17 protein-coding genes are annotated in these 23,481 nt (G+C 63.7%); 10 read left to right on the top strand and 7 right to left on the bottom strand.

What is annotated here, in order from left to right; all coding sequences use genetic code 11:
* The 7 genes from P6F26_RS14355 to P6F26_RS14385 all read left to right on the top strand — a co-directional run bounded on the left by P6F26_RS14355 (window position 1) and on the right by P6F26_RS14385 (window position 8,472).
* Entirely contained in the window at window positions 1-462 is a 462-nt protein-coding gene (locus tag P6F26_RS14355; RefSeq protein WP_278029385.1) for a CAP domain-containing protein, read from the top strand.
* Window positions 463-621: 159 nt separating this feature from the next.
* Window positions 622-1,908 (top strand): glycosyltransferase family 4 protein, encoded by a 1,287-nt coding sequence (locus P6F26_RS14360; protein ID WP_278029386.1) that lies wholly within the window; start codon window positions 622-624, stop codon window positions 1,906-1,908.
* 117 nt (window positions 1,909-2,025) lie between these two features.
* Window positions 2,026-3,633, top strand: coding sequence for a VPLPA-CTERM-specific exosortase XrtD (gene xrtD / locus P6F26_RS14365; RefSeq protein WP_278029387.1), 1,608 nt, complete (start codon window positions 2,026-2,028; stop codon window positions 3,631-3,633).
* A 54-nt stretch (window positions 3,634-3,687) separates the two neighbouring features.
* Entirely contained in the window at window positions 3,688-4,539 is an 852-nt protein-coding gene (locus tag P6F26_RS14370) for a sulfotransferase family 2 domain-containing protein (protein WP_278029388.1), read from the top strand.
* Window positions 4,540-4,717: 178 nt separating this feature from the next.
* The gene (locus tag P6F26_RS14375; RefSeq protein ID WP_278029389.1) at window positions 4,718-6,535 is read left to right on the top strand and encodes an ABC transporter ATP-binding protein; all 1,818 of its coding nucleotides are present in this window, start codon (window positions 4,718-4,720) and stop codon (window positions 6,533-6,535) included.
* 38 nt (window positions 6,536-6,573) lie between these two features.
* Complete coding sequence (locus tag P6F26_RS14380; RefSeq protein WP_278029390.1) at window positions 6,574-7,338, top strand: sulfotransferase family 2 domain-containing protein; 765 nt, start codon at window positions 6,574-6,576, stop codon at window positions 7,336-7,338.
* Between the two features lie 207 nt (window positions 7,339-7,545).
* Window positions 7,546-8,472 (top strand): hypothetical protein, encoded by a 927-nt coding sequence (locus P6F26_RS14385; RefSeq protein WP_278029391.1) that lies wholly within the window; start codon window positions 7,546-7,548, stop codon window positions 8,470-8,472.
* A 195-nt stretch (window positions 8,473-8,667) separates the two neighbouring features.
* On the opposite strand, the gene P6F26_RS14390 is transcribed toward P6F26_RS14385, so the two are convergent.
* Window positions 8,668-9,702, bottom strand: a complete 1,035-nt coding sequence (locus tag P6F26_RS14390) for a replication initiator protein A (RefSeq protein WP_278029392.1) — start codon at window positions 9,700-9,702, stop codon at window positions 8,668-8,670.
* A gap of 404 nt (window positions 9,703-10,106) precedes the next feature.
* On the opposite strand from P6F26_RS14390, the gene P6F26_RS14395 reads away from it, so the two are divergent.
* Together P6F26_RS14395 and P6F26_RS14400 are read left to right on the top strand one after the other, a co-directional pair.
* Window positions 10,107-11,492: an AAA family ATPase gene (locus tag P6F26_RS14395; protein ID WP_278029393.1), complete on the top strand. Its 1,386-nt coding sequence runs from the start codon at window positions 10,107-10,109 to the stop codon at window positions 11,490-11,492.
* Between the two features lie 14 nt (window positions 11,493-11,506).
* Window positions 11,507-12,502 carry a ParB/RepB/Spo0J family partition protein gene (locus P6F26_RS14400; RefSeq protein WP_278029394.1) on the top strand — a complete coding sequence of 332 codons (996 nt, stop codon included), beginning with the start codon at window positions 11,507-11,509 and terminating at the stop codon, window positions 12,500-12,502.
* 75 nt (window positions 12,503-12,577) lie between these two features.
* Here P6F26_RS14400 and P6F26_RS14405 read toward each other — a convergent pair whose 3' ends face one another.
* The 6 genes from P6F26_RS14405 to P6F26_RS14430 all read right to left on the bottom strand — a co-directional run bounded on the left by P6F26_RS14405 (window position 12,578) and on the right by P6F26_RS14430 (window position 22,233).
* Window positions 12,578-15,775: a hypothetical protein gene (locus P6F26_RS14405; protein ID WP_278029395.1), complete on the bottom strand. Its 3,198-nt coding sequence runs from the start codon at window positions 15,773-15,775 to the stop codon at window positions 12,578-12,580.
* A complete protein-coding gene (locus tag P6F26_RS14410) occupies window positions 15,775-16,209 on the bottom strand; it encodes a hypothetical protein (RefSeq protein WP_278029396.1) in 435 nt (144 codons plus the stop codon). Before P6F26_RS14410 ends, P6F26_RS14405 begins: the two co-directional genes overlap by 1 nt.
* A 567-nt stretch (window positions 16,210-16,776) precedes the next feature.
* Window positions 16,777-17,721 carry a sulfotransferase family protein gene (locus P6F26_RS14415; RefSeq protein ID WP_278029397.1) on the bottom strand — a complete coding sequence of 315 codons (945 nt, stop codon included), beginning with the start codon at window positions 17,719-17,721 and terminating at the stop codon, window positions 16,777-16,779.
* A gap of 179 nt (window positions 17,722-17,900) precedes the next feature.
* Window positions 17,901-20,504 carry a hypothetical protein gene (locus tag P6F26_RS14420; protein ID WP_278029398.1) on the bottom strand — a complete coding sequence of 868 codons (2,604 nt, stop codon included), beginning with the start codon at window positions 20,502-20,504 and terminating at the stop codon, window positions 17,901-17,903.
* Complete coding sequence (locus P6F26_RS14425; protein ID WP_278029399.1) at window positions 20,504-21,976, bottom strand: hypothetical protein; 1,473 nt, start codon at window positions 21,974-21,976, stop codon at window positions 20,504-20,506. The genes P6F26_RS14420 and P6F26_RS14425 overlap by 1 nt, the downstream gene beginning before the upstream one ends.
* Window positions 21,976-22,233, bottom strand: a complete 258-nt coding sequence (locus P6F26_RS14430; protein WP_278029400.1) for a spike base protein, RCAP_Rcc01079 family — start codon at window positions 22,231-22,233, stop codon at window positions 21,976-21,978. Before P6F26_RS14430 ends, P6F26_RS14425 begins: the two co-directional genes overlap by 1 nt.
* Window positions 22,234-22,658: 425 nt before the next feature.
* Here P6F26_RS14430 and P6F26_RS14435 point away from each other — a divergent pair, with 425 nt between their 5' ends.
* On the top strand, window positions 22,659-23,417 hold the full coding sequence (locus P6F26_RS14435) for a WecB/TagA/CpsF family glycosyltransferase (protein ID WP_278029401.1): 759 nt from the start codon (window positions 22,659-22,661) through the stop codon (window positions 23,415-23,417).
* The last annotated feature ends 64 nt before the right edge of the window (window positions 23,418-23,481 follow it).

Here is a 23,481-nt window from a genome sequence, read left to right on the forward strand (position 1 = left end):
ATGCGACGCAGAACCCTTCTTGGCGCTGGTATGGCTGTCGCGGCGGCCAGCTTCCTGCCCACTCGGCCGGCTGCGCCACAGGATGCCGCCGCGCGGCTGCTCGAGAGGCTTCAGGCCGTGCGTTGCGACATGCAGCTGCCTGAACTGAGCCCCCACCCTGCCCTTTTCGCGATGGCACGGATGCAGGCCCAGCACATTCACCGGCTCGGCCGGCCCTCGCATACGGACCGGGACGGCAGCAACCCTCCTGGCCGGGCGTTGAAGGCCGGTTACCAGGGGCGGGTCCTGGGAGAGGTCCTGGCAGAAGCTCGGGAAGGTCCAGACGAGGTGTTGGATCTTTGGCTTGCTCACGAGGAGACGCAGGCTGTGCTCCTCGACCCTCTGGCGCATCAGGTGGGCGTGTTCGGGATCCGCGATGCTGGTACGGACCGCTGGGATCTCGTGACCGGGTCGCAGACCTGACCCTGCTGGATGCCGACACCATGTCCGCGATCGATCTCGCACGCGGATCAGGCTGACTTCCGACACCCCTTTTCACCGGGCGAAAGGACAAACCAGGACATGGCTTTCGCGATCCGCGTCGTGTAGGCCATTGAACAACCACATCCTGACCGACATCCCATGCCGCATCGCGTTCTGATCCTGGCGGAAAGCTGTAATCCGCAATGGCCGTCCCTGCCCATCGTCGCCTACAAGTACGCCCGTGCCCTGGGCCGGCACACTCCGGTGACGCTCGTCACCCAGGTACGCAACCGTCCGGCGATCGAAGCCGAGGGCGATATCGGGATGCCCGTGACCTACATCGACAACGAATGGATCGGCAGGCCGCTTTATCTGCTGTCGCAACGGCTGCGCGGCGGAAGCGAGGTCGCCTGGTCCACCAGCCAGATCATGGCCTACCTGCCCTATCTCGCCTTCGAATGGCAGGCATTCCGGAATTTCCGTCCCGCACTTCGCGCCGGGGCGTTCGACATCGTGCACAGGATCACGCCGATGTCTCCCACCATGCCAAGCTACATCGCGGGCCGAACCCGGCAGCCTTTCGTGATCGGCCCGCTGAACGGGAACCTGGACTGGCCTGAGGCGTTCCGCGCCGAGCAAAAGCGCGAGCGCGAGGGATTGCGGCGCCTGCGCGGTCTCTATCGCCACATGCCATATTCCCGGCGCACCTTCACACGCGCCTCGGCCATCCTGGCCGCTTTCCAGCACACAATCGACGATCTGCCGGCGAATGTCGCACACCGCACGGTATCATTTCCCGAGATCGGGTTCGACGAGACGCTCTTTCATGCCGGCGGACGCCAACGGGCCTTTTCGGGTGAGGGTCCGTTCCGGTTTCTCTATGCCGGCCGCCTCGTGCCCTACAAGGTGCCGGAAGCCGCGATCCGCGCCTTCGCATCCTCGGATCGCCTGAAGGGGCATATCCTGCACATCGTCGGTGACGGGCCCGAATTGCCCCGTCTCCAGAAAATGGTCGCCGAAGCGGGCGCGGGGGAGCGGATCCGTTTCGAAGGGCGCCGGACTCAGGCGGAGGTGGCGGAGTTCATGCGGAGTTGTGACGCCTTCGTCTTTCCGTCGATCCGGGAGTTGGGAGCCGGCGTCGTGATCGAGGCGATGGCATCCGGCATGGTATGCCTCGTGACCGATTACGGGGCCCCCGGAGCTCTCGCCGCGGACGGACGGGGAATTCGCATAGACCTGCAGCCTCTCGACGGGCTTGTGCACGAATACCGCACGGCGATGGAGGGTTGCCTCGACCGCACCGGGGAACTTGCGACGATGGCCGAAGGGGCCCGCAAATACGCCCTCGAGCACTTCACCTGGGAGGCCAAGGCCCGACACACGCTGCGAATCTACGACGCGGTGACGAACGGTGATCCGCCACCTGCGATCGCCGCCTATGCCTGATCCGAAACTCAGTGTGCACCTTTGAAAAAACGATTTCCACTATAGCGGCATCGCGCCAAAACGGTTAGTTTGCCTGCCGACGCGACGGCCCATTATCGAACGCGGATCATTTTTTTGATGCCTTCTGACCTTTCCTCTGCGCACGGCTCCCGCCGCGCCTATATCAATCTCGCGAATTGGGGCACCTTCTGGCTGGCCGCCGCGACGGTGGCTGCAGGATTCTTCTTCTTCGACGGGATCGACGCGCTGCTCCGCGCCTGGAGCTTGCCGGAATACAGCCACGGCCCGCTCATCCCGGTGCTTTCGCTCCTCCTCTTCCTGCGGCAGCTGAAGACCGTGCCGGAGAACCATGGACCGGTCCGCGACCGTTGGGTCGGCGTGGTCGTGGTGGCCGTCTCCCTTGCGGTGGCGGCAGCCGGCAAGCTGGCGAACATCGACGACATCATCATCTACGCCACGATCATCTGGGTCGGGGGCATTCTTCTGATCAGCTTCGGCTGGAGCGTCGGCAAGCATTTCTGGCCCCCGGTCCTGCACCTAGTCTACATGCTGCCGCTTCCCGACACGCTGTATTTCAAGATGACCAACTCGTTGCAGTTGATCTCTTCAGAGCTTGGCGTGTGGTTCCTGCGGTTGTTCAGCGTCCCCGTATTTCTCGAAGGCAACATCATCGATCTCGGGGTCCTGCAGCTTCATGTTGCGGACGCTTGCTCGGGGCTGCGCTACCTGTTCCCGATCCTGAGCTTCTCCTACATCTTCGCGGTGCTCTACCGCGGGCCGATGTGGCACAAGGCGATCCTCCTGATCTCGGCCGTGCCGATCACGATCCTGATGAACTCCGTCCGGATCGCAATCGCCGGCGTGATCGCGAACACATGGGGCGTGAGCTGGCTGGAGGGTTTCACCCATTTCTTCGAGGGCTGGGTCGTCTTCATCGCCTGCATCCTGCTGATGTTCCTGCTGGCCTGGGTGCTCCTGTTCTTCAACCGCGAGAAGATGAGCCTGACCGAGGCGCTGGACCTGGAGACCGACGGGTTGGGCATCCAGGCGATGCGCCTGCGCCTGGTGCGGCCCTCGGCTGCCTTGATCACGGCGGCCGGACTTGCCGCGGCAGCGGTCGGCGCCTGGCAGTTCGTGCCGGAGCGGGGCGGCCAGCTGGTGGACCGCGACAGCTTCGCCGTCTTCCCCAGGACTTTCGGCGAGTGGCAACAGGTCGGCCCGCCCGAAACCCTCGCGCCGGACGTCGAGCGCGCGCTTCGCGCGGACGATTACCATCAGGTCACGCTGCGCAGTCCCGCTGCCGCGTCCGATGTCGGCCTGTTCATGGCCTGGTACCAGGACCAGAGCCGGGGCGGCGTGCACAGCCCCGAGATCTGCCTGCCGGGCTCGGGCTGGGAAATCGCATGGCTCGAGCGGACCGACGTTTCCGGCATGATGCGGACCGAAACGCCCTTCATGCTCAACCGCGCGATCATCGAACGCGGCACGACGCGGATGATGGTCTATTACTGGTTCCAGCAGGGCGAACGCCGCGTGGCATGGGACATGGCGGCAAAGTTCTACCTCATGCTGGATGGCATCAGGACCGGCGAAACGGACGGGGCGATCGTGCGGCTGACGACACTGATCGGCAACGGGGAGAGCGAGGCGGAGGCCGAAGCGAGACTTCAGAGCACGCTGACCGAGCTTCTTCCGCATTTGCCGCGGTTCATTCCTGAAGACTGACCTCCAGAAACCCCGAGGCACGCGGAACACGCGTCACAGCAGAGACAACACCCCATGATCATAAGCACCGGGCGAAATTTCGGCTTCGTTCACATTCCCAAATGTGCTGGTTCAACGATCAAGCGGCAGTTGCTCGACCTGCACGACATCGAGGACCGCTTCACGAACAGCATGCGCCATCCCGAGCTGGGCAGGATCAATGCGAACCACCTGCCCCTCCACGTCCTGGAGCGCCATTTTCCCGAGGCCTTCGCTGCCCTGCGCAAGGTCGAGAGCTACACCCTGCTTCGCGAACCCATGGACCGTTTCGTCTCGGGCGTCGCGCAGTTCGTACGGGACAAGGGGGGTGAGCCGGGCAACATGACGCCCGAGGAAATCCGCAAGACCGCGTACGAGATCATCGACTACATGGAGAAGACGCCCGGTCTGCCGGACATGGAACACACGCTCTTCATTAGGCAGTCGGATTACGTGTCGCTGGGGGGCATGCGGATAATCGACCATGTCTATTCGATTGACGCGATCGACGATCTCATGGATCGGCTGGAACAGGAACATGGGGTCAAGTTGCTGCGCGGGCAGGTCTGGAATCCCACTGTGACCTACAAGGTTCCCGCCATGGCGAGCCGGCTGAAACGGCTGAAGCACACGGCGCAGAAGATCCTGCCGGTGGCGGCCTATGCACATATCCGCGATCTGGGCGTACGGCTCTTCACCAGGAAAGGCGCACCGAACCTGACGGAGACCTTGGGCGGCAATGCCAGGGTCCGGCGTTTCGTGGACAGCTACTATGCAGAGGACATCGCGCTCTACGATGAGACCCTGAACGCCGGACGCGCGAGGGGAATGGAGGATCATATACCCGGGGGCTTTCCGGCGCAGACGGGAACCGCGCCGACCCAGTGAGTTTGCATTCCACGTCACGCGGGCGTTAGATCACCTATGCGACAGCCACTTGATCGCGCGCATGTAGCTGGTTTCAACAATGGACGGCAGGAACCCATGACACCTTCATTCCGCCCCCAAGTCGCCCAGAATTTCCGCCATTCAAGCCCCGGAGCTTGGACTGCCGGGGCGCATGAGCATGTTTGATTTCACGGCGCTGAAGAAAGCCTGGAGCCTGCTCGAGCGGCGTGAGCGGCGCAATGCATGGATCGTCCTGGCCGTGGTATGCGTCGCGGCGCTGAGTACAGCGGTCATGGTGGGTTCGTTGTTCCCGTTCCTCAGTGTCCTCGCCGATCCGTCCAGAATTACGGAAAACCCGCAATTCAATTGGGCGTATGAGACGTTCGGCTTCGAATCCAGTTACTCGTTCCTGGTCGCGCTCGGGCTCGCCACGCTGGCGGTCATAGTCCTGTCGAACGGGCTGCAACTGGCGCGAACCTACGTGATCACGCGCTACTCGCAGATGCGCAGCCACACCATCAGCCGGAAACTTCTCGGCCTCTACCTGAGTCACTCCTACGAATTCTTCCTCGACCGCCATTCCGCAGAGATGAGCACCCGGGTGCTGTCCGAGGCACAGCAGACCGTGGGGTCCTTCTTCCGCCCCCTCGCCGAAGTGGTCGCGGGGGGCCTGACGGTCCTTGCGATCATCATGCTCCTGATCTGGGTGAACCCGGCGGTCGCCATCGGTGCTTTCGTGATATTTGGAGGGTCATATGCGGTCATCTTCGCGATCGTCCGCGGTAAGCTCAACGAGCTCGGACAACTGCGCCTGAAATCCAACCAGCAACGGCATCGTGTCACAAAGGAAGTTCTGGCCGGCATCAAGGAAGTGAAGCTCCACGGGCACGAGGAAGCCTACCTGAACCGGTTCAGCGCCTCCTCCTTCCGAACCATGCAGACGGCAATGACGTCCGAGCTCATCGGCAACCTTCCACGATATTTCTTGCAGACGCTCGCCCTCGGGGGTGTGATACTGCTCTGCCTGCTGCTTCTCGGCCGGGCGGAGTTCGAAGCGGGAAGCCCTGCGTTGGGCGAACTGCTGCCGCTTCTGGGGCTCATCGCGTTCGCCGGGCAGCGCATGATGCCCGAACTCACCCGCATCTATTCGAACATCGCGAAGATGAAGTTCGGGGCAGCGGCAGTTGAAAAACTGTACGAAGACCTGCAGACGTCGAAATCCCGGCTTCCGGGACCCAACTCAGCCCACGATCCGCTTGGCCTGAAGTCGGAGCTGGTGCTGCGGAACATCTCCTACCGCTATTCCAAGGCGCACACGAACAGCCTGAGCGACGCATCCCTGACCATCAGGGCCGGGGAACGCATCGGCATCGTCGGTGGAACCGGAGCCGGCAAGACCACCGTCGCCGACATCGTCCTGGGGCTGCTCGAGCCCTCTGAAGGCACCCTTCTTTCGGACGGCGTCGCGATCGACGACGGCAACCGGCGCATGTGGCAGCAGAGCGTGGGCTATGTGCCGCAAGAGATCTTCCTGATCGATGCCAGCATCGCCGAAAACATCGCATTCGGGGTGCCGCCGCGCAGCTTAGATCGCGAGCGGGTCGAAACCGTGGGTCGGATTGCCCAACTCGAAGGCTTCGTGCAGGGGGACCTGCCTGCGGGCTACGACACGAAGATCGGAGAACGCGGTGTGCGGCTCTCAGGCGGCCAGAGACAGCGGATCGGGATCGCCAGGGCCTTGTACCGGGGCGCCGATCTCATCGTCTTCGACGAAGCGACCAGCGCGCTCGACAATGTCACGGAGCGCGACGTCATGTCAGCCATAGAGGCCATTCCGGGGAACACGACGATCCTGATCATCGCGCATCGCCTGAGTACCGTGAAGTCCTGCGATCGCATTGTCGTCCTCGATCGGGGAAAGATCGTCGGCATTGGCCCCTGGGCCGAGTTGCTGGAGCAGAACCCGTCTTTCCGGGGCCTTGCCGAAGCCGCCTGACGGGAGAATGTCCCTCGGTCGGAGGATGGATTTCCGGTTTGATAATCAGCCACCGCAAGAACTACATCTTTCTTCATTCGCGAAAGACCGCCGGATCCTCGATTTCCGTGGCCCTGGCGAAGAACTTCGGCGACGATGACGTCATGCTCGGCTGTTGGCCGGATGCCATGAAGTATGGCATATACCCCAACCGGGCATGCCGAAGCCTCGCGGCCAAGGGCGCTCGGCTAGGCCGGCTCGACCCGGCTCTGTACCTGAGCGGTTCCCTGTTCCCCGACCGTTTCAACGCCGCAATCAAGAAGTACTTCCGTTACACGCATGGTTTCGATGCGGGGCCCCACAGCTCCGCGGCGGTCGTCAAAGCCTATGCGGACAGTTTCTGGGACGATGCATTCAAGTTCGCATTCGTCCGGAATCCCTGGGATCATGCGGTCTCGGACTACTTCTGGCGCGGGGGACACCGGAAAGGCGTTGCGTTCAAGGAGTTCTTGAAACTGCTTCGTGACGTCTCGGCACCCGATCCACAACGCGTGCGTCCTCCGCTTAGGTCAAACTGGAGTGTCTACGCGATCGATGACGAGATCGTGGTCGACTATGTGGCCAAGTACGAGAACCTGGAGGCCGATGTTGCGCGCGTCTCCAAGCAAATAGGCGAGAGGATCAACATATCTTCGGTGTATGCCAAGGGAAATGTGAGGGTCGCCAAGAACACGGCCACGTACTATGACGAGGAGTGCGTCGAACTGGTGAGGGACATTTATCGGAAAGAAATCGACGCGTTCTGTTACGAAGTACCATTTTGACTGGCTCCCTCCGTTTGTACCGCACTATCCGAAGCTTGTACGCACTATGCCGGAAATTAGACTACAGCCCTCATCTCATGCAAAAAACGGCTTGGTTTGCGGCGGTTTGCGGTGCCCAAGCACGAACGTTCCGTCGTCCGCCGCAGAAACCGGCACCAAGCAGGCTGAACCACCCCGAGGCATTCGGTTTACTGGGATTTATTCGACATGACCTTTTCCGTCGTCGCAATGGTAAAGCCGAGCGCAGCCGAACTCTACAGGTTTGCGAACCACTACATTGATATCGGCGCCGAACGAGTTTACGCGTTTTTCGATGGTGGGCGGGCCGATCTGGACGCGCGGGAAATTGACGCCAGCATGCTTCCGGCCGGCACAGAAGTTATCGCATTGGACGACGAGTTCTGGAACGCCCGTGGAATTCAACGACCGGACGAGTTCATAAAAAGACGCCGCGAAGTCCATGCCTATGGAAAGCACCTTTGTACAAGCAAATGGCTGTTCATATGCGATGAGGACGAATTCATTATCGAGCGCCATCCGATCCATGAAGCGCTTGCGACTATTCCTGAGCATGTGATCTCGGTTCGCCTGCCGGTAGCCGAGGCCGTTTGGGGACCGGGCGACGATCTCGGGGAGGCTTTTGGAAGCACTTGGTTTCGCCGCCCTTGGCCTGTCGCACTGGATCGGCGGCGAGTGCGCCTTCTGGTATACGGACCTTTCGGCGGCTTCTTTTCCCGAGGTGTCCTAGGTCACATAAGCGGCAAGCAGTTCGTGCGCACGGACGCGTTCATCGACGAGTTGGGAACGCATGTTTCCTCCGTCAACGGCGAAAACGTGTCGGTCTGGGGGGACGAGATCAGCCCGGAAATGGGTGCTCTCGAGCTCGCACATTTCGACGCCATAAGCTTCGATCGCTGGATCCGCAAATTCCGCGCGCGGGCGCATGACCCGTCGATACGCGAGATCACGAAGAAGACACGCCAACGTCAGACGGATCTCGTCAACCATCTTGTCGGGCAACGACGCTGGCTGGCATGGCGGCTGTTTGCCCATTTCTATGGATTGAGCACCCGGCAAGCGCGCTTTCTGGAACGACGGGGCCTGGCATTTCGCGAGATCGTTTTCAAGGCGTAGCAGATCTCTCGCGGTGGGCACGCGGATGGACAAGTCCGGAGCGACAACCAGGACCCTCGGCCGACAGCACTACTGCTCGAGGAAACTCGTGTGCTGGCGCAACAGCAGCATTTGCCTCATCACACCAAGACTGCACTGCAGGCCATCGGAAAAGAGCACATCACATTAAGCCTTGGACCTATGAACACTGCGCCCCTACTCATTGCGCTCGCGACCGGCTTTTCCACCCTTGCCTGCAGCCCTTACCCAACCTAGGAAAGCCCTGTCCGCCGAACGCAACCGTGGCCGCCCGGTCTCAACCCACCAGCGGCGCCACTCCGCCTCGAGCGCGTAGACATCCCAACCCGGCATGAGCCGCCGTGCCTCTTCAAGCGTCTCCGACGACAGGACCGGCCGCCCTGCCGCTTCGATGACGGTGTCGCGCGGCGTGACCCGCAGGATGTCGCCAGGCTCCTCCTCCAGGCGGTAATCGGGCAAGGCGTCCGCAGTGATCATCTCCCGTAGCATGGCGCGGAACACCCGCCGCGGCGAGGCCGAGCCGGATTTCTTGAGCAGCGTGTCCACCGACACCCGCCATTCGTCCTGCCGCCCGCAATGCTTTCGTGCCAGTTCGTAGACCCGCCGCTCCAGCGGCTTTCGCATGCGAAAATAGTCACGGCTGAGGGTCAGGACGGACTTGGCGAGACAGGCTCTGTACAGCCATTCAGAGAGGGTCACGGAGACGCTGACCATGCGCCCGGCCCGGGTGCGGCGCACGATCTGCCAAGCCTCGATCAGGCCGAAGCCTTGCGTCACCTCCACACCACCGGTGGTCATGTTGGTGGTGATCCGCGTGCCCGCCAGACGCTCGAAGGCGTCGCGAAGCCGCCGGTAGCCATCCCCGGACCGGTCTCGGTTGGTGGCGAGCAACAGGTCATGCGCCGTCAGCTGGAGCGTGCGGCTGACCGGGCGTCCCATGTTGATCGCGGCCATGAGCTGCGACGTGCAGAAGATCAGGATGTCCTTGTCGAAGATCGTCGCTCTGCCCTTCACCGACGGTGTTACGGTGACCTCGACCCCGTTATGCTCGTAGGTCAGGATGCGCCGGTCGGGCCGTGTGGTGAGCGAGAAGACGGGATGCTCCATCGTGCCCATGTCGCCCTTGGGCACGGGATCGAAGATATCGCACAGGAAGAAATCCCCGTGAGGCGTAAGGCCACCCTCCGCATTGCCTGTCCCGGCACTCGCCATTGTCCTGCCCGCCCGATTGTTCTTCGTGGTTTCGGTGACGCTGAGCCTAGAGGGCTGTGGATAAGGCGTCCAGCGATTCCCCCCGGGCAGAGGGAGCCTGAATCGTGGGTCTGGAGTCGCCTTGTCGTGGGTTCAGAGTCGGGTGATCGTGGGACCGGAGTCGGGTGAAGCAGGTGAGCCTAAAAAAAAATCAAAATTTTCAGTGTATTATTGAAGCTCTCTGACTCCTTAACTGAATCAATAACCATAAATAACTTTAGGAAAAAATCCGTCGACCAAACCGGGCGCCTGCGACACGCCCAGGATTTACTGAGAAACCCACGCCCATGTCACGGTTTCGCTTCCATGTAACGCGTTTTCCGGTATTCTAGTAAAAACACGGCACATCGAGCAGCGAGGCCGCCATGACCCTGCCTGAGGATCTTCCCCCGTACTTCTCCGTGACACCAGAGCGTGCGCTCGACGAGATGGGACCGCCCATGACCACGGGCGGCTTCGCCCGGCTCGCTGAGGCTTGTGCCCGGGGGCGTACGGACCTGTCGAGCCGCGGCCTCGATGAACGGGGCGAGAAGCGCCTGCGGCGGTTCTCCACATGGGAGATCACCCGCTACCTGATCCCCGTGGCCTCGGCCCATTTCCGCCGGGTCCTGCGTCAGAACCCCGATTTGCCCCAGGGCCTGACCGAGACGGAGGGCGGCGCGAAATGGTTCACCTTCGACGAGGTCCTGCGCCTGCGCGCCCATTTCGCCGCGGAAGGGTCGAAGTCGAAGGGATACCTGCCCTACCGTCCCGCCGGCCTGCCGGCCAAGATCGCGGCCGTTGCCAATTTCAAGGGCGGGGTGGGCAAGACCTCGACCGCGGCGCACCTGGCGATGTCGGCGGCGCTGGACGGCTACAAGGTGCTGGTGATCGACCTCGACAGCCAGGGCTCGATGACCTCGATCTTTGGGGGGCGCATCGCGGATGAATGGCAGACCGTCTTCCCGCTTTTGGCGCGCCACTACGCCGAGCACCAGCGCGAGGAGAACCGGAGACGTCTGGACCGGGGAGAAGCCCCGCAAAGTCTCGACGAGACGCTGGACGAGGCGCTGAGGCTCTCTGCAGGCGATCTGGTGCAGCGGACGCACTGGCCGAACATCGACCTCATCGGGGCGCAGCTCGACCTCTACTGGGCGGAGTTCCAGATCCCGGTCTGGCGCATGGCGAGCCGCGGCTGGAAGCTCTGGGAGGCGCTGGGGGCGCGCCTGGAGGCCGATGGCGTCCTGAACCGCTACGATCTCGTCATCCTCGATACCCCCCCTGCCCTCGGCTATCTCACGATCAATGCGCTGGCGGCGGCAGACATCCTCCTGGTACCGCTCGGTGCCTCGTTCCTAGAGTTCGACTCCACGGGCCGCTTCTTCGACATGCTGCACATGACGTTCAGCTCCATCGAGGAGAGCGAGAACATGGCCGCCCGTGCGCTGGGTCTCGGCGAGACGCGCTTCGAATGGGACGCGGTCCGCGCGGTGCTGACCCGCTACGACGGCAGCCAGCAGGCCGAGATGGCGGCGCTGATGCAGGCATATATGGGCCAGAGCCTCAGCCCCTGGCGGCAGGACTTCACCGCGCTGATCGGGCAGGCGGGGGAACAGGTGGCCGGCATCTACGAAGCCGATTACCGCAATTTCAACCGCGAGACCTATGCGCGGGGCAGGGCGGCCTTCGATGAGACCTATGCGGGCTTTAAGCGGCTTCTGGTGGGCGCCTGGCGGCGGGACGAGCTGGCCGCCCAGCAGGCCGCGGAATAGGGGAGGGGACCAGAATGGCGAAACGCAAACGGCTGACACCAGCCCTTTTCGGTGGTTCCGAACAGGCTCTGGCAAGCCCCGCAGAGACTTTCCGGGAACGTCCGCCGATCGCGCGAGTGGCCGGCGAGACGGCAACCGAGGCCGCCTTCGCCGAGGTGGCCGGTGTGCTGGCCGCCGCGCGCGAAGAAGGGCGGCTCATCGTCAAGCTGCCGCTCGACGCGATCGAGACGGGGCACCTGGTGCGCGACCGCATCGCCTTCGACCCCGAGGAAATGGCCGCGCTCGAGGCCTCGCTTCGGGCGCGTGGACAGCAGGTGCCGGTCGAAGTCGTGCCGCTCGGCGGCGACGATGGCGTCGATGGGGCGGGGCAGGGGCGTTACGGGCTGATTTCAGGGCTCCGCCGTGTCATGGCGCTGCGCGCGATCGGGGCAGGGGAGGCGTTGGCTCTCGTCCGGCGTCCGGAGAGCTCGGCCGACGCTTACTTGGCCATGGTCGAGGAGAACGAGATCCGCTCCGGCATCTCGTTCTACGAACGCGCCCGGCTGGCTTCCGAGGCGGCGAGGCTCGGCCTCTATCCCGACACACCCGCCGCGATCGCAGCGCTGTTCTCCTCGGCGAGCCCTGCCAAGCGGTCCAAGATAGGCTCCTTCGTGCGGGTGCACCAGGCCCTCGGCCATGCATTGCGCTATCCCGCCGCCATCCCGGAGCGTTTGGGCCTGGCGCTGGCGGGCCTCCTCGACCGCGATCCAGGGGCAGCCGGGCGCGTGGCGGCCGCGCTCGAGGCCGCGGCGCCGACCGATGCGGGCGCCGAACGCGCGATGCTCGACGCGCAACTTGCCACGGTTTCCGCACAGGCAGACCCCAGGCCGGGGAAAAGGGTCACTTCTCCGCGCGAAATCGCCAATGGTCTGCGGATCGAGGTGCGGCGGGGCAGGGTAGTCCTCTCGGGGGCGGCGGTGACCGACGCACTGTGCCGCGATCTCGAGGCATGGCTGGCCGGGCGCGGCTGATCATACGGCCCGGACGAAGAACGGGGGCCGACGCGGCCCCCGTTTCGCATGCGAAAATCGCCGGGCTTGCACCGGTCAGGCGGCGACGTCTTCCTCCTCGCCGAGGGTCGGCTCCGGCACATCGCTGTCCGCTTCCTCGTAGGTGCCCTGGCCCTCTGTCAGGCTGTCCCAGATCTCGGCGTCCTCGGCAGCGTTCAGCATGTCGCCCACGGTCGTCACGCTCATCTGCCCCGAGCCCTGGCCAGCCACCCCGAGGGTGACGGTCACCCGGTCGGCGTCGTAGTCCACGGTCAGCGTTGCGTCCTGGTCCGGACCGAGCCCGATGAACTCCACCCCGTCGAACATGCCGACGATCTGGTCGGTATCGACGAGCACCTCCTCGCGGGCCTGCCCTCCGGCGATGGCGCCGACATCGATCAAGAGCGTTCCCTCGCCCATGTCGAAGGCCGAAAGCACCTTCGGCGTATCGCCGAGGGCACCCGAGCGGAATTCGCCGATCGTGCTGAAGCCGTCGGCGTCGGCCACCATGCGCAACTCGCTTCCGGTCTCCATCCTGAGGATCGAGACGCCGTCCTCCCGGCCGTCGAAGCCGACCTTCGCCTTGCTGCTCTCGACGGTCAGAACGCTGCCCTGGTTGAGTTCCATCTCGGCGTCGTCGACGCCCAGAAGCGCCTGTCCGCCGGTGACATGCATGTCGAGCAGCCCGTCGAAGAAGCCCTTGTTGGCGAAACGCCCGCCTTCAACGTCGATGTCGAGTTCATCTTCGTCATGGTAGTCGTTCATCCAGAGCTGGCCGGCCCTGCTGATGTCGATCTCACCGCCAAGTGCGCCGACACTCGTTTCGCCGTCGACGTTGAGGCGTCCGCTTGTCAGGGCGAGACGACCGCCGGAGCCGAATTCGAGATTCTCGATCGTGCCGGTGATCGTCCCGAAGATCACCCAGTTACCCCCGAGATCGACGCTGTCGCCCTCGACGGTGCCAGGCAGATCTTCTGTCGTCCAGTTGATCCTGTTGTCCCAGCGAACGCCGTCGGCCAGATCGTTAGGCACGAAACGAACCGTTTCCGCCTCCGTCCGCGGGGCGTCGTACAGGCCGAAGGTCTTCTGGAAATACGCGATGATGTCGTCGGACGTCACGGCGTTGGGCAGACCTTCGGCGAATTGTGCGCGAATGAACTCACCCAGATCGTCGATCGTTGCACTAGACTGGCCGAGAAGCGCGGCGGTGAAGTTCTGGATGGTGGTTTGATCCGCCAGTTCCGGGTCCACGTTCTCCACGTTCTTGTCGGCATTCTTCAGGAGTGCGTTGCCCCAGAAGTTCTGCGCGATCCAGTTGTAGACCACGGTGTCGTCGAAGTAGGCGTCGCGGTCGATGGACGCCGCACCGTTGCCGAATTTCTCCGCGAACTCCTCAGGATTGTTGGGGTCGGCCAGATGGGCGATGATGTTGTCCAGAAGGCTGGCCGCAACGATGGGCTGAAGGCTCCAAGTGAGGGACGAGGTCTGGTCCGTCTCCTTCGCGCCCCCTGACGTGACGAGATTGTCCGACAGGAACGAGAAGTGGCCGGTTGTAGTGCCATCGCCCGCGGACTCGCCCGCATTAGCCGCAAGGCCACCATCGTTGTCGATGATGGCATTGTCCTCGATGAACCCGCCGGGACGGATCTGTGCGCCGGCCGAGGCCGCACGCATGGAGATGTTGTCCCGGAACGTGATGTCCGAGATGTCGAACTGAAGATAGACGTTGTGGCTCATCTTGCTCGGCCATTGGCCGAAGTCCTTGTCCCCGTCGGGACTGTAGCCTTCCTCCCAGCCATTGTGGTCGAAGAACACGCCATCGATCAGCAGGCCGTCGATGCTCTTGGCGAACAGTCCCTGGACCCGGTCGGCGTCCCCCCAGCGATCCCCGACGGCCTCATCCTTGACCGAGTCATAGATTGCCGAGTCGCGAAGGGTGACCCCCTCCATCATGTTGCCGCGCGTGCCCATCAGCGTGAGCATGTTCCCGTCGAGAACAAGATTGCTCAGAAGCACGTTGGCGCCGTTCTTCAGGTCGAGATCTTCGCCGAACTGGATGCCCTGGACCACGATGTTCGATCCCAGGCTGCCCTGGTTGATGACCGTGGACAGCAGGGGATGCGCCCCTTCGCCATAGGCCCCGATATAGAGCGGATGCAGTTCGGATTCCCCGCTGGCGCCTTCGGGAAGGATGTTGATGTCGTATTCGTATCCCTTTTCGAGCAGAAGCCAGTGTGAACCGGGGTTGTCCGTAAGCGCCCCCCAGAGTTCACGCCCCATTTCCTCGTCGAGCGCGAGGTCGGGGGTCGAACCATATTCCGGGTGTTCAAGAAGCCATGACGCGGTGACCTCTGAACTCGCAACACCGTGCACGGCGGCGATATCGGCCCTCGACAGACCGGCTCCCGAGTTCGTCACGTGGACTGCACGGTGTTCGTCTCCGTGCTCCACGACGAGGTCGCCGCGTTCTTCGGTCTCGAGCATGTAGATGTTTTCGCCGGTGGCCCAGCCCTTGAGCTGGGTCAAGGGCTGGACCTCGACGGTATGGCTCAGAGTCTGGGTCGTTCCGTCCTCGAAGGTCGCGGTGTATTCGAATGACAGCGGTCCCGAGTAATCGGTTCCGGTCAGCACCAATGCCAACGTCTTGTCCGGATTGACCGTCAGGTTGCCCAGGGCGGGTTTTCCGGTGATCGTGATCGAACTCACGTTCTCGAGCGTCGTGTCGAGCGTGGTCACCCGCCCGGCAGCCACAGGCATGTTTTCAGTAATTGGCTGTTCCCGGCCAGTCTGTTCCTGTTCCGGCTCAGGCTCGGGCTCAGGCTCCGGCTCAGGCTCGGGCTCCGGCTCAGGCTCAGGCTCGGGCTCAGGCTCCGGCTCAGGCTCCGGCTCGGGCTCAGGCTCCGGCTCAGGCTCAGGCTCAGGCTCCGGCTCGGGCTCAGGCTCCGGCTCAGGCTCGGGCTCAGGCTCAGGCTCGGGCTCAGGCTCCGGCTCAGGCTCGGGCTCCGGCTCGGGCTCAGGCTCAGGCTCAGGCTCGGGCTCAGGCTCAGGCTCGGGCTCAGGCTCCGGCTCAGGCTCGGGCTCGGGCTCGGGCTCAGGCTCCGGCTCGGGTGGTGTCGGAGGCGGCGGAGGCGGAGGTTCAGTATCCGGCTCCTCCGGGTCCGGGGGAGGGAAGACCGGCGGAAGGGTGGGATTTCCCGAGCCTTGGCCGTTCTGGTTTGCCTCTATCAGAAGATCGATCAGAAATGGAACACACATTAGGCGGTCTCCATTTCAAAACGGACGAAGGGCTCGCCCGAAATCAGGTATTCCCGCGGGTCGCGGAATTCGAAACCCATGACGCGAAGCCAGCGCCGTGCCGGGCCGTTGTCCCGGTGCACGATGTTCCAGAGATACTGAAAGCCGTTGACGAGACGGTGCATCTCGTCTCGGCCGTGTCTGACAAAGGCGCGCCGGACATCGGGATCGTCGATCGCATCCGTGGCCAGAAGCCAGGGAGCGCCCTGCGTGGATTGCGCGTCTCGCGGTACGATGCCCCAGCAGGCGACCAGTTCGCCATGCCAAAAACCGGCGCGGGAACGTACACTGGCGCGGCCGGACTGCAGGAGCGCCTCCTCCAGTGGCGCGTTCGGCATGACCGAGGCGATTTCCAGTCGGTCCATCTCGCGCAGGCGTTGCGCCAGCATCAGCATGTCCCTGTCGTGCAGGGGGCGTACTTCGGCCGTCATTTCATGGATCTTTCCGTTGCTTGATCCGGGCAGACGCGATTGCAACGATCGGCCGTCGCCCTGATTATCGCTGGGGGCGTGCCCCCAAGTAAGCCGAAGCAATTGCCCGAATTCGCCGATGTGCCCCTGAAGCCATGCCCCATTTTCTGCCTCTTTTTTTTACGAGACAAACCAAAGCCTTGGCGCAAAACGTGATGTTTCGCGTCTCGTGTTTTTTTTGGGCTACTGCTCGAGTTTGCCCTGTTTTTCTTTGGAGCAGCCTTTGTGGCTGTCCCTTTTCCTTATTATTACACCAATCCTCTCGAATTGATGAACAGCCTTGGTCGAAGCAGCGTCAAATCCCCATCCCGCGCGGTTTCTCGGGCGCTGCTCCGACAAGTGTATTTCAAATTACTTCATCTGGGAGAATAACGCTATCTGCAAGCACGCGCCTTGAGCAGAAGTTTGCCGGTTCTGCGCGAAGGATCGCCAATTGACCAAGCGAAACCGACGCGTGCGCGGTCTGGCAAGGGAGGCTTCCAGGCCGGTGGCCTATTTCAGGTTCGCGTTCGTGATCGCGTGGATCCGGCGATTGAAGTGATCCCGCATCCTGAGCAATCCCAGCTTCGCGCCGAGCTGCGCACCGATCACGTTTATCGCCCCGAAGGTCTGCATGTCGCCGGCCAGCTTGCGCGCGCGATTGTCCCATTTCAGGTAGGCGACTTCGGTCCCGGAGAGGGGTCTCGCGTCTTCGGTCGCCCTGACATAGCCACGCTGTTCCATCAATGCGCCGCAGCGCAGTTCGACCAGCCTCACATCCCGCTTCGAAAGCGTGCTGCGCCACCGCTCGACGTATGATTCCTTCGGTTTCTCGAAGTTCGTGTTCTCGGTGTAGCCGAACAGCCCCGGGTCAAAGGCGACACCCAGAAAGTCGCAAACCCGGTGCAACTCCGGTTCGGGCGTCATCACGAGATCCTCGTACTTCACGGTAAGTACCTGTCCTGGGCTCAGATGCGGCTGCGCCTTTTCGAAATCGCGCTCGGCCGCCAGCCACGGATCGGCCGCGAAGTAGGCGTTGCCGGCCCATCCCAGCCGCCGCACAGAAACGGCGACATCCCGGGGATCGCGGACGATGTGCAGTATGCGGCAATCGGGAAAAATCCGCAGGATCTTCGGCAGATCGGCATGGAAGGTGATCACCGACAGCCCTTCGCGCCCCTGCCTGCGCTGGCCGACCAGATCGTCGATCAGGTCCAGGCCGTCGAGATCTGGGCGCTTCCCGAAGCCGCGCTTCACGAAGACGCGGTCCACGAAGAGGTTGCGGTGATCGACTTTCAGCGTCCCGTCTGGCTGAAAGCGGCTGTACCAGGTGATGTAGCGTTTCTCTCCGATCTCCAGGAGAGCCGGATGACCCCGCAGCATCAGCCGGAACATGGTGGTGCCGGACCTCACGGAACCGTAGATGATCACGGCATTGGCGAGGTTTTCGTGCCTCAAGACGACCCTCCGGACCCCGGGTGATTTCATGTCACAATGTGCTTCCCGCCCATCGATACACCTGCTGGAAAGCAGCGGAACCATGCGATAACGCCCGATAGGTGACAACGCTTTTCTGGCGGCGCGGCCGAGGCTCTCGTCCCCGCTCCGCGCCTGTCGCGCACCGTTTGCACCTGTCTTCAGGCGCCAAGCGCAACGGCCGCACTTTCCGCCGACACCCTCTGCCCCGAGCGGTTCGTGGCGGTCATCCGGCACGTCAGGTTCCCGGTCTTAGTCGGGGTCCGGGTCACCCGGTAGGTGCCGTCTCCGTTGCCGGCGAATGTCCAGATCGCATCCGTGGTCGCGATCTGCACGCTGCCCGTGCTGGTGCTGGGTAGGCCGACCGGGCCCTGGTCGACCGTGTTGTTCGTCGCCTTCCACACCACCCAGAGCGTATGCGCGCCGAGGCCGGGGTTGATCGTCTCGCTGACAGTCGCGATACCGCCGATCTCGTTATAGGTGCCGTTCGCCTGGGCTGGTGTGTCGGAGGCATTCCTGCGCCGCCAGGCCTGCGTCCATGTCGGCGTTCCGGGGTCGGCGTCCGCGATCCACCGGACAACGCCGTCTTCGCTCCAGAAGTTCAGGAAGCTCTCGGTCACCGGAGTCCCGTCGTGTCGCCACTGCCACTCCGCGGCGTAGCGGTCGAACAGGGACCAGTTCGACCAGTCGCCCGCATCACTTACATAATACTCCCCCGGGAAGGCCGAAAGCGCTGCAATCGTCGGGGGCGTGGCGTTCACGGGGGCTGGTACGGTGCCCGCCGACGCACTCTCGGTGTCATGCGCCCCGGCATTCGTGTTCGCCCCGCGCAGGTTGCCGGCAAAATCGCGCACCGGGATCTTTCCCGAGGATACCGCGTCGATGGCCGCCGACCCGGTGACGGGCCGGAAGAGCTCTGCGCGATCCAGCGGCGTGTAGTCGGTGAAGTCCCCCGCGTTCGGGTGGTTGCGCGCCCAGACAACGTTGTGCGCCTCGGTGATCGGAGCGCCCAGCCACGCGCCTTCCTCCTCGGGGACCTTCACCAGTTCCAGCGGTCGCCCGGAAGCGCCGCCCGAGGCGTTGGAACGGTCGGACACGACGGTGTTGAAGGCGAGGACGACCGGATCTGTGAAATACCCGTCCTCGAACGACCACTGGGTCGTGTTCGGCGTGCTGACGGACAGCACACGGTTGTTGCGGTTCGCCGATGAGTAGCTGTCGGGATAGTAGACGACGTTGTTGCGGACATAGACGCCGGACATGCTCGTGACGACGAAGTATCCGTTGTTCTGGCGCTGGAACGAAAACTCATTGCGGTCCACGACGCAGGCGCAGCGGGGCATGTATCCGGCGTCCAGGCCCGCCACGTCGTCCCGGTTGCGCCCGAAGTTCAGGAAGTTGTTGGACGTTCCCCGGTTCCTCTGGATGTTGACCACCGTCATGGTGAACGGCTTGATCCCGTCGTCGGGGATTTCGTAGGCCGGGTAGACGCGCAGGCATGGCTGCACCGCATTGTCGTCGCCATAGGTCGACCAGCCGGTCGAACTGAAGAGATTGCAGTTGCAGACCCCGAGGTAGTCGCTGACGGTCAGACGCAGCGGTCCGTGATCCGCTGCCTCCGTCAGCGAATCCTTCTTGTCGTCACGCAGGAGCGCCAGCGGGTTCTGGATGAAGTTGCAGCCCGTGATGCCGATCCGCGACCAGCCGCCGAACTGGCCGGAGCCGTAGTTTGACCAGTCGCGTACATCGACATCGCACATTCCGACATAGGTCAGCGCGTTGGAGACGACCTGCTGGAAGGTGCCGGTGCTGTTGTAATAGAAGCGCATGCCCGTTGCGGCCGACCGGAAGAAGGATCGGTAGAGCACGCCCCCGCCACTGGCCTCCTGGGTGTTGACGACCTCGCAGTGCCCGCTGCCGTTGTGCCTGCCCGTGACGGGATCGTAGGTTCCATCGAAATCCATGCCGTAGACGGCGAAGCGGCTGCCCGACGTGGTGCCGGGGTTGAAGAACGTGAGGTCGTTCGTTCCCGTCGTGACGCCGGGGCCGCCGATGGCCTTCGGGCGTGCCCCGGCACCGAACCTGGCGCTCGTGACGTAGGCGCGACCCGGGACGTCGACGGCAGACGCGTTCCATGTGAAGGTCTCACCCCTCTTGAAGCTGATCCGCGTGCTCTGTCCGGGCAGGATCGGGACAGCCTGCAGGCCCTCGATGGACCAGATGTGCCTGACCCCGCCGCCCGCCACCGGGGCGCCGATGAAGTCGGGCGTGCCGGACACTTCGCCGAAATCGACGTAGATATCGTGATCCCAGGCCACGGTGTCTGGGTCCTGCACCGTGAACGCCGGCAGGTTGAGCGTCTTCACCACCTGACCGTGGGCGCGCACCGTCACGGAGACGTCCTTCACACCCGTTGTCGTGTAGGCGTGCGACACGACACGGCCGAACTCGACATCGGCGTTCTGGCCGCCCGGAAGATCGGTGGCGACCTCGTAGGTCGCGCCGCTTTCCCCGAAGTTCCACTCGAAATCGAGGTCCTCGTGGTCGTTACCCACCCACCCGGAGACCCCGGTGACGAAGAAGATCACGACCTCGCCGGGCAGCACGTTGTCCGCCGGATAGCGGCTCACGGATACGGTGAGAGCGGGGGTGGTCTTCCACGCGCTTATCGTCACCGGCCCCCGTGTCACGTCGCCCTTGGACACCGAGAGCGTCACGGTCTGCCCGTCGAGTGCGCTGGATGCAAAGCGTGCCTTTCCTGCCATCACGGCGTCTCCTTGAGCAGGGCGCCCACCAGGGTGCCTGTCTGGTTGTTCGATACCCTAAGCGTAGAGGGCGCGGTGATATAGAGGTCGTCTGCCAGGCTCCCCCAGTCATCCGCGAGAATCCCTGTGCCGAAGGTGAGGGAGTGGCGGTGCGTGACACCTGCCCATCCCCCCGACGGATCGATACCGTTCTTGAAGACAACCGATGCGATGACCGCATCCCCGGCCTGAACGGCAAGGTCGATGAACCCCGATCCACCGTCGTTGGTGGCGTTCACAAGGGTCGGCGCCTTTGATGCGAGGATCGTATAGGCATCGACCCGCACGAAAGCACCGGCATCCGGGGTGATGAGCCAATCAAGAGAGAAGGATGTTTCAGCGCCCGTCGTGATCTTCGCATTGGCAATGAAGATACCGCTGAAACGGCTCTGGAATGTCGGCTGAACCAGCGTCGTGCAGGGCACGCCGCCGACCGTGACCGCGTTCATCGCCGGCGCTCCCGCCGCGTTCTGGATCGTCCGCACCACAAGAACGACCCAGCGGTTCGCATCCGCCGCTCCGATCGATACGATGCCCGTCGTCGGGTTGCCCGCGGGGGCGGGGAGCTGTGTCCCGCCGGCATATGCCACCATGAAGGTCGCTGCCGGCGCCGCCACGCTCACGGCCGCGCTGCTCACCGTGCGGCTTCCTCCGTTGTCGGACAGGCTCTCCAGGACCCGCACATCGTCGCCGCTTTCGCCCGGGCTCAGCGTGTAGCTGCCGGAATCCGCTCCCGGGATGCTGGCAAAGGTGCCGTTTCCTGCGCCGTCGGCCTGCCATTGGTAGGACGGCGCGCCAAGTCCGCCGGCGTCGGGGTCGTAGATCCAGAGACCGGGGATCAGCGTCAGCGCTTCGCCCTCCGCCGGGGTGCCATCATCGATGATCTGCGGCGGAACGAGGTTGACCGGGCCGGTGGCGAGTGCGCCGCTGTCGAAGTTGAACACGCCCGCGCCGTTGCCTGCGTCGTAGTGCGCATACCATGAGGGGCTCGTGATCGTGACGGTGATCGTGCCGTCCGTGTCGTCGAGTTCCAGCTCTCCGTCCGCCGTCTGGTTCAGCGTCAGCGCCTCGGCAACCGTGCCCGCCGCGATCGCTGTCCAGGCGGATCGTGCGCCCCCGCCCTCGGCCACGGTGACGCGGATCTCGAAGCGGTAGAACCGGCCCCCGCTGCCCGCAGGTACCGCCACGCTTGCCGATGTTCCGGGGCCTGCAGCAACCGCGCCGTCAAGCAGGAAGCGATACTCGCGCGCGAGGACGCTTGCGGCCGCCACGCCGATTGTCCAGCTGTCGGATTCATCCGAGACCAGTACCCCGCCTTCGGGGGCACTGCCCGCCACGTTCGGTCCGGCAGAGAGTAGCGGCAGAAGCGGCGCCGCTTCTGCCGGACGGGCACGGACCATGCCCAGGCGGAGGCCGAGGCCGAGATGTCCCATCAGGCAAGCCCCGTGATGCCCGTTGCCGTCGTGCCGGTTGCCAGCACATGCGTCGCCCGCAGCGGGAAAGGGACGCCCGCGGGTATGAACACCCGTCCGGTATCGCCACCCACCGTTGTCACCCGAACAAACCCGTCGGTTTCGACACAGATTGCGCGGGTGGCGAGAGCGAGAGGGCTCGCATCGCTGGGAGTGATCTCGAACAGGCGGGTGGCCGGGCTTTCGAGACCGGTGATGTGGTTTTCGAACTGGTCCATCGTCGCAACCTTTCCGACGGGTGCTGCAGGCTCAGACATGCGAACGGTGCCTGACCATTCTGCACCGGCGGCAGGCGTCCGTGTCTGATGATTTTCTCGGGTTGGGAGGACGCCCCGTCCGTGGACAGCGCAAGGACAGCGCGAAGGACGTCCAGAAACTTCAAAATACCGTCATTTTCCCAACAAACCGTTAATCGAGGTTCGATGGAAGGGCAGGTCCGTACCGTTTTCCCGTCTTTCGGGCGAGGTTCACTTGGGCGAAAGCATCATATCGAAGGGTGCTGCGGTATCGTGCCGGCATGGCCACCGCTCGTGAAGGCCGCATCGCGTCGGTGCAGCGCGCCATTCGGGCATGGCCCGCCAGACCGGGTGGAATTAGGGTAGGGTCCAGTGTGAAGATGACGAACCAGCGCCTGGGACGCGACATGGCACTTCTTGAGGCAATCACGGTTCCGTCGCAGGCCGCTCTTCTGGAGGATCTGCGCAGCCGCCTCGTGCGCAGGCAGGGCTTTGCTGTCGCGACGATGAATCTCGACCATGCCGTCAAGCTGCGACAGGATCCCTCGTTTCGGCGTGCCTACGCCGCGCAAACCCATGTGACCGCTGATGGCCGGCCCGTGGTCTGGCTTTCCCGGCTGGCCGGACGCCGCATCAGCCTCGTCACCGGGTCGGACCTCGTCGAGCCCCTTGTCGCATTGTGCGCTGACCTGGGAGTCCCGCTGGCCTTGCTGGGCGCGACGCCCGAGACCCTCGCCAAGGCGGCGGACAGGCTCCGTGCCAGCCATGCGGGCCTGGACATCCCTGCGCTTCTGTCGCCGCCCATGGGTTTTGATCCCGAATCCGCCAAGGCCGACGCGCTGATCGAGGATCTCGGGCGATCCGGGACCAGGCTGTGTCTTCTCGCCCTGGGCGCCCCGAAGCAGGAGATCTTCGCTGCACGGGCCCTGAGGGCCTTACCCGCGGTCGGGTTTGTCTCCGTCGGGGCCGGTATCGATTTCGTGGCCGGGACACAGAGACGGGCGCCGCGTCTGGTCCGTGCGCTGGCGCTGGAATGGCTGTGGCGGCTGTCCAATGATCCCCGACGGCTGTTCCGCCGGTACGCTAGCTGCGTGGCGATCCTGCCCGCGCTTGCCCGCGGGGCTCTGTCCATGAGGTCCGGAAGCGGGGCGGGGAGGACGCCATGACCCGCGCGGGCCCGCGCTGTTCCGATCTCGGGGGCGTGCACCCGTGGCGGGCGTTCCGACCGCG

It is taken from the genome of Roseicyclus salinarum, assembly GCF_029624655.1.
GTDB lineage: Bacteria > Pseudomonadota > Alphaproteobacteria > Rhodobacterales > Rhodobacteraceae > Roseibacterium > Roseibacterium salinarum.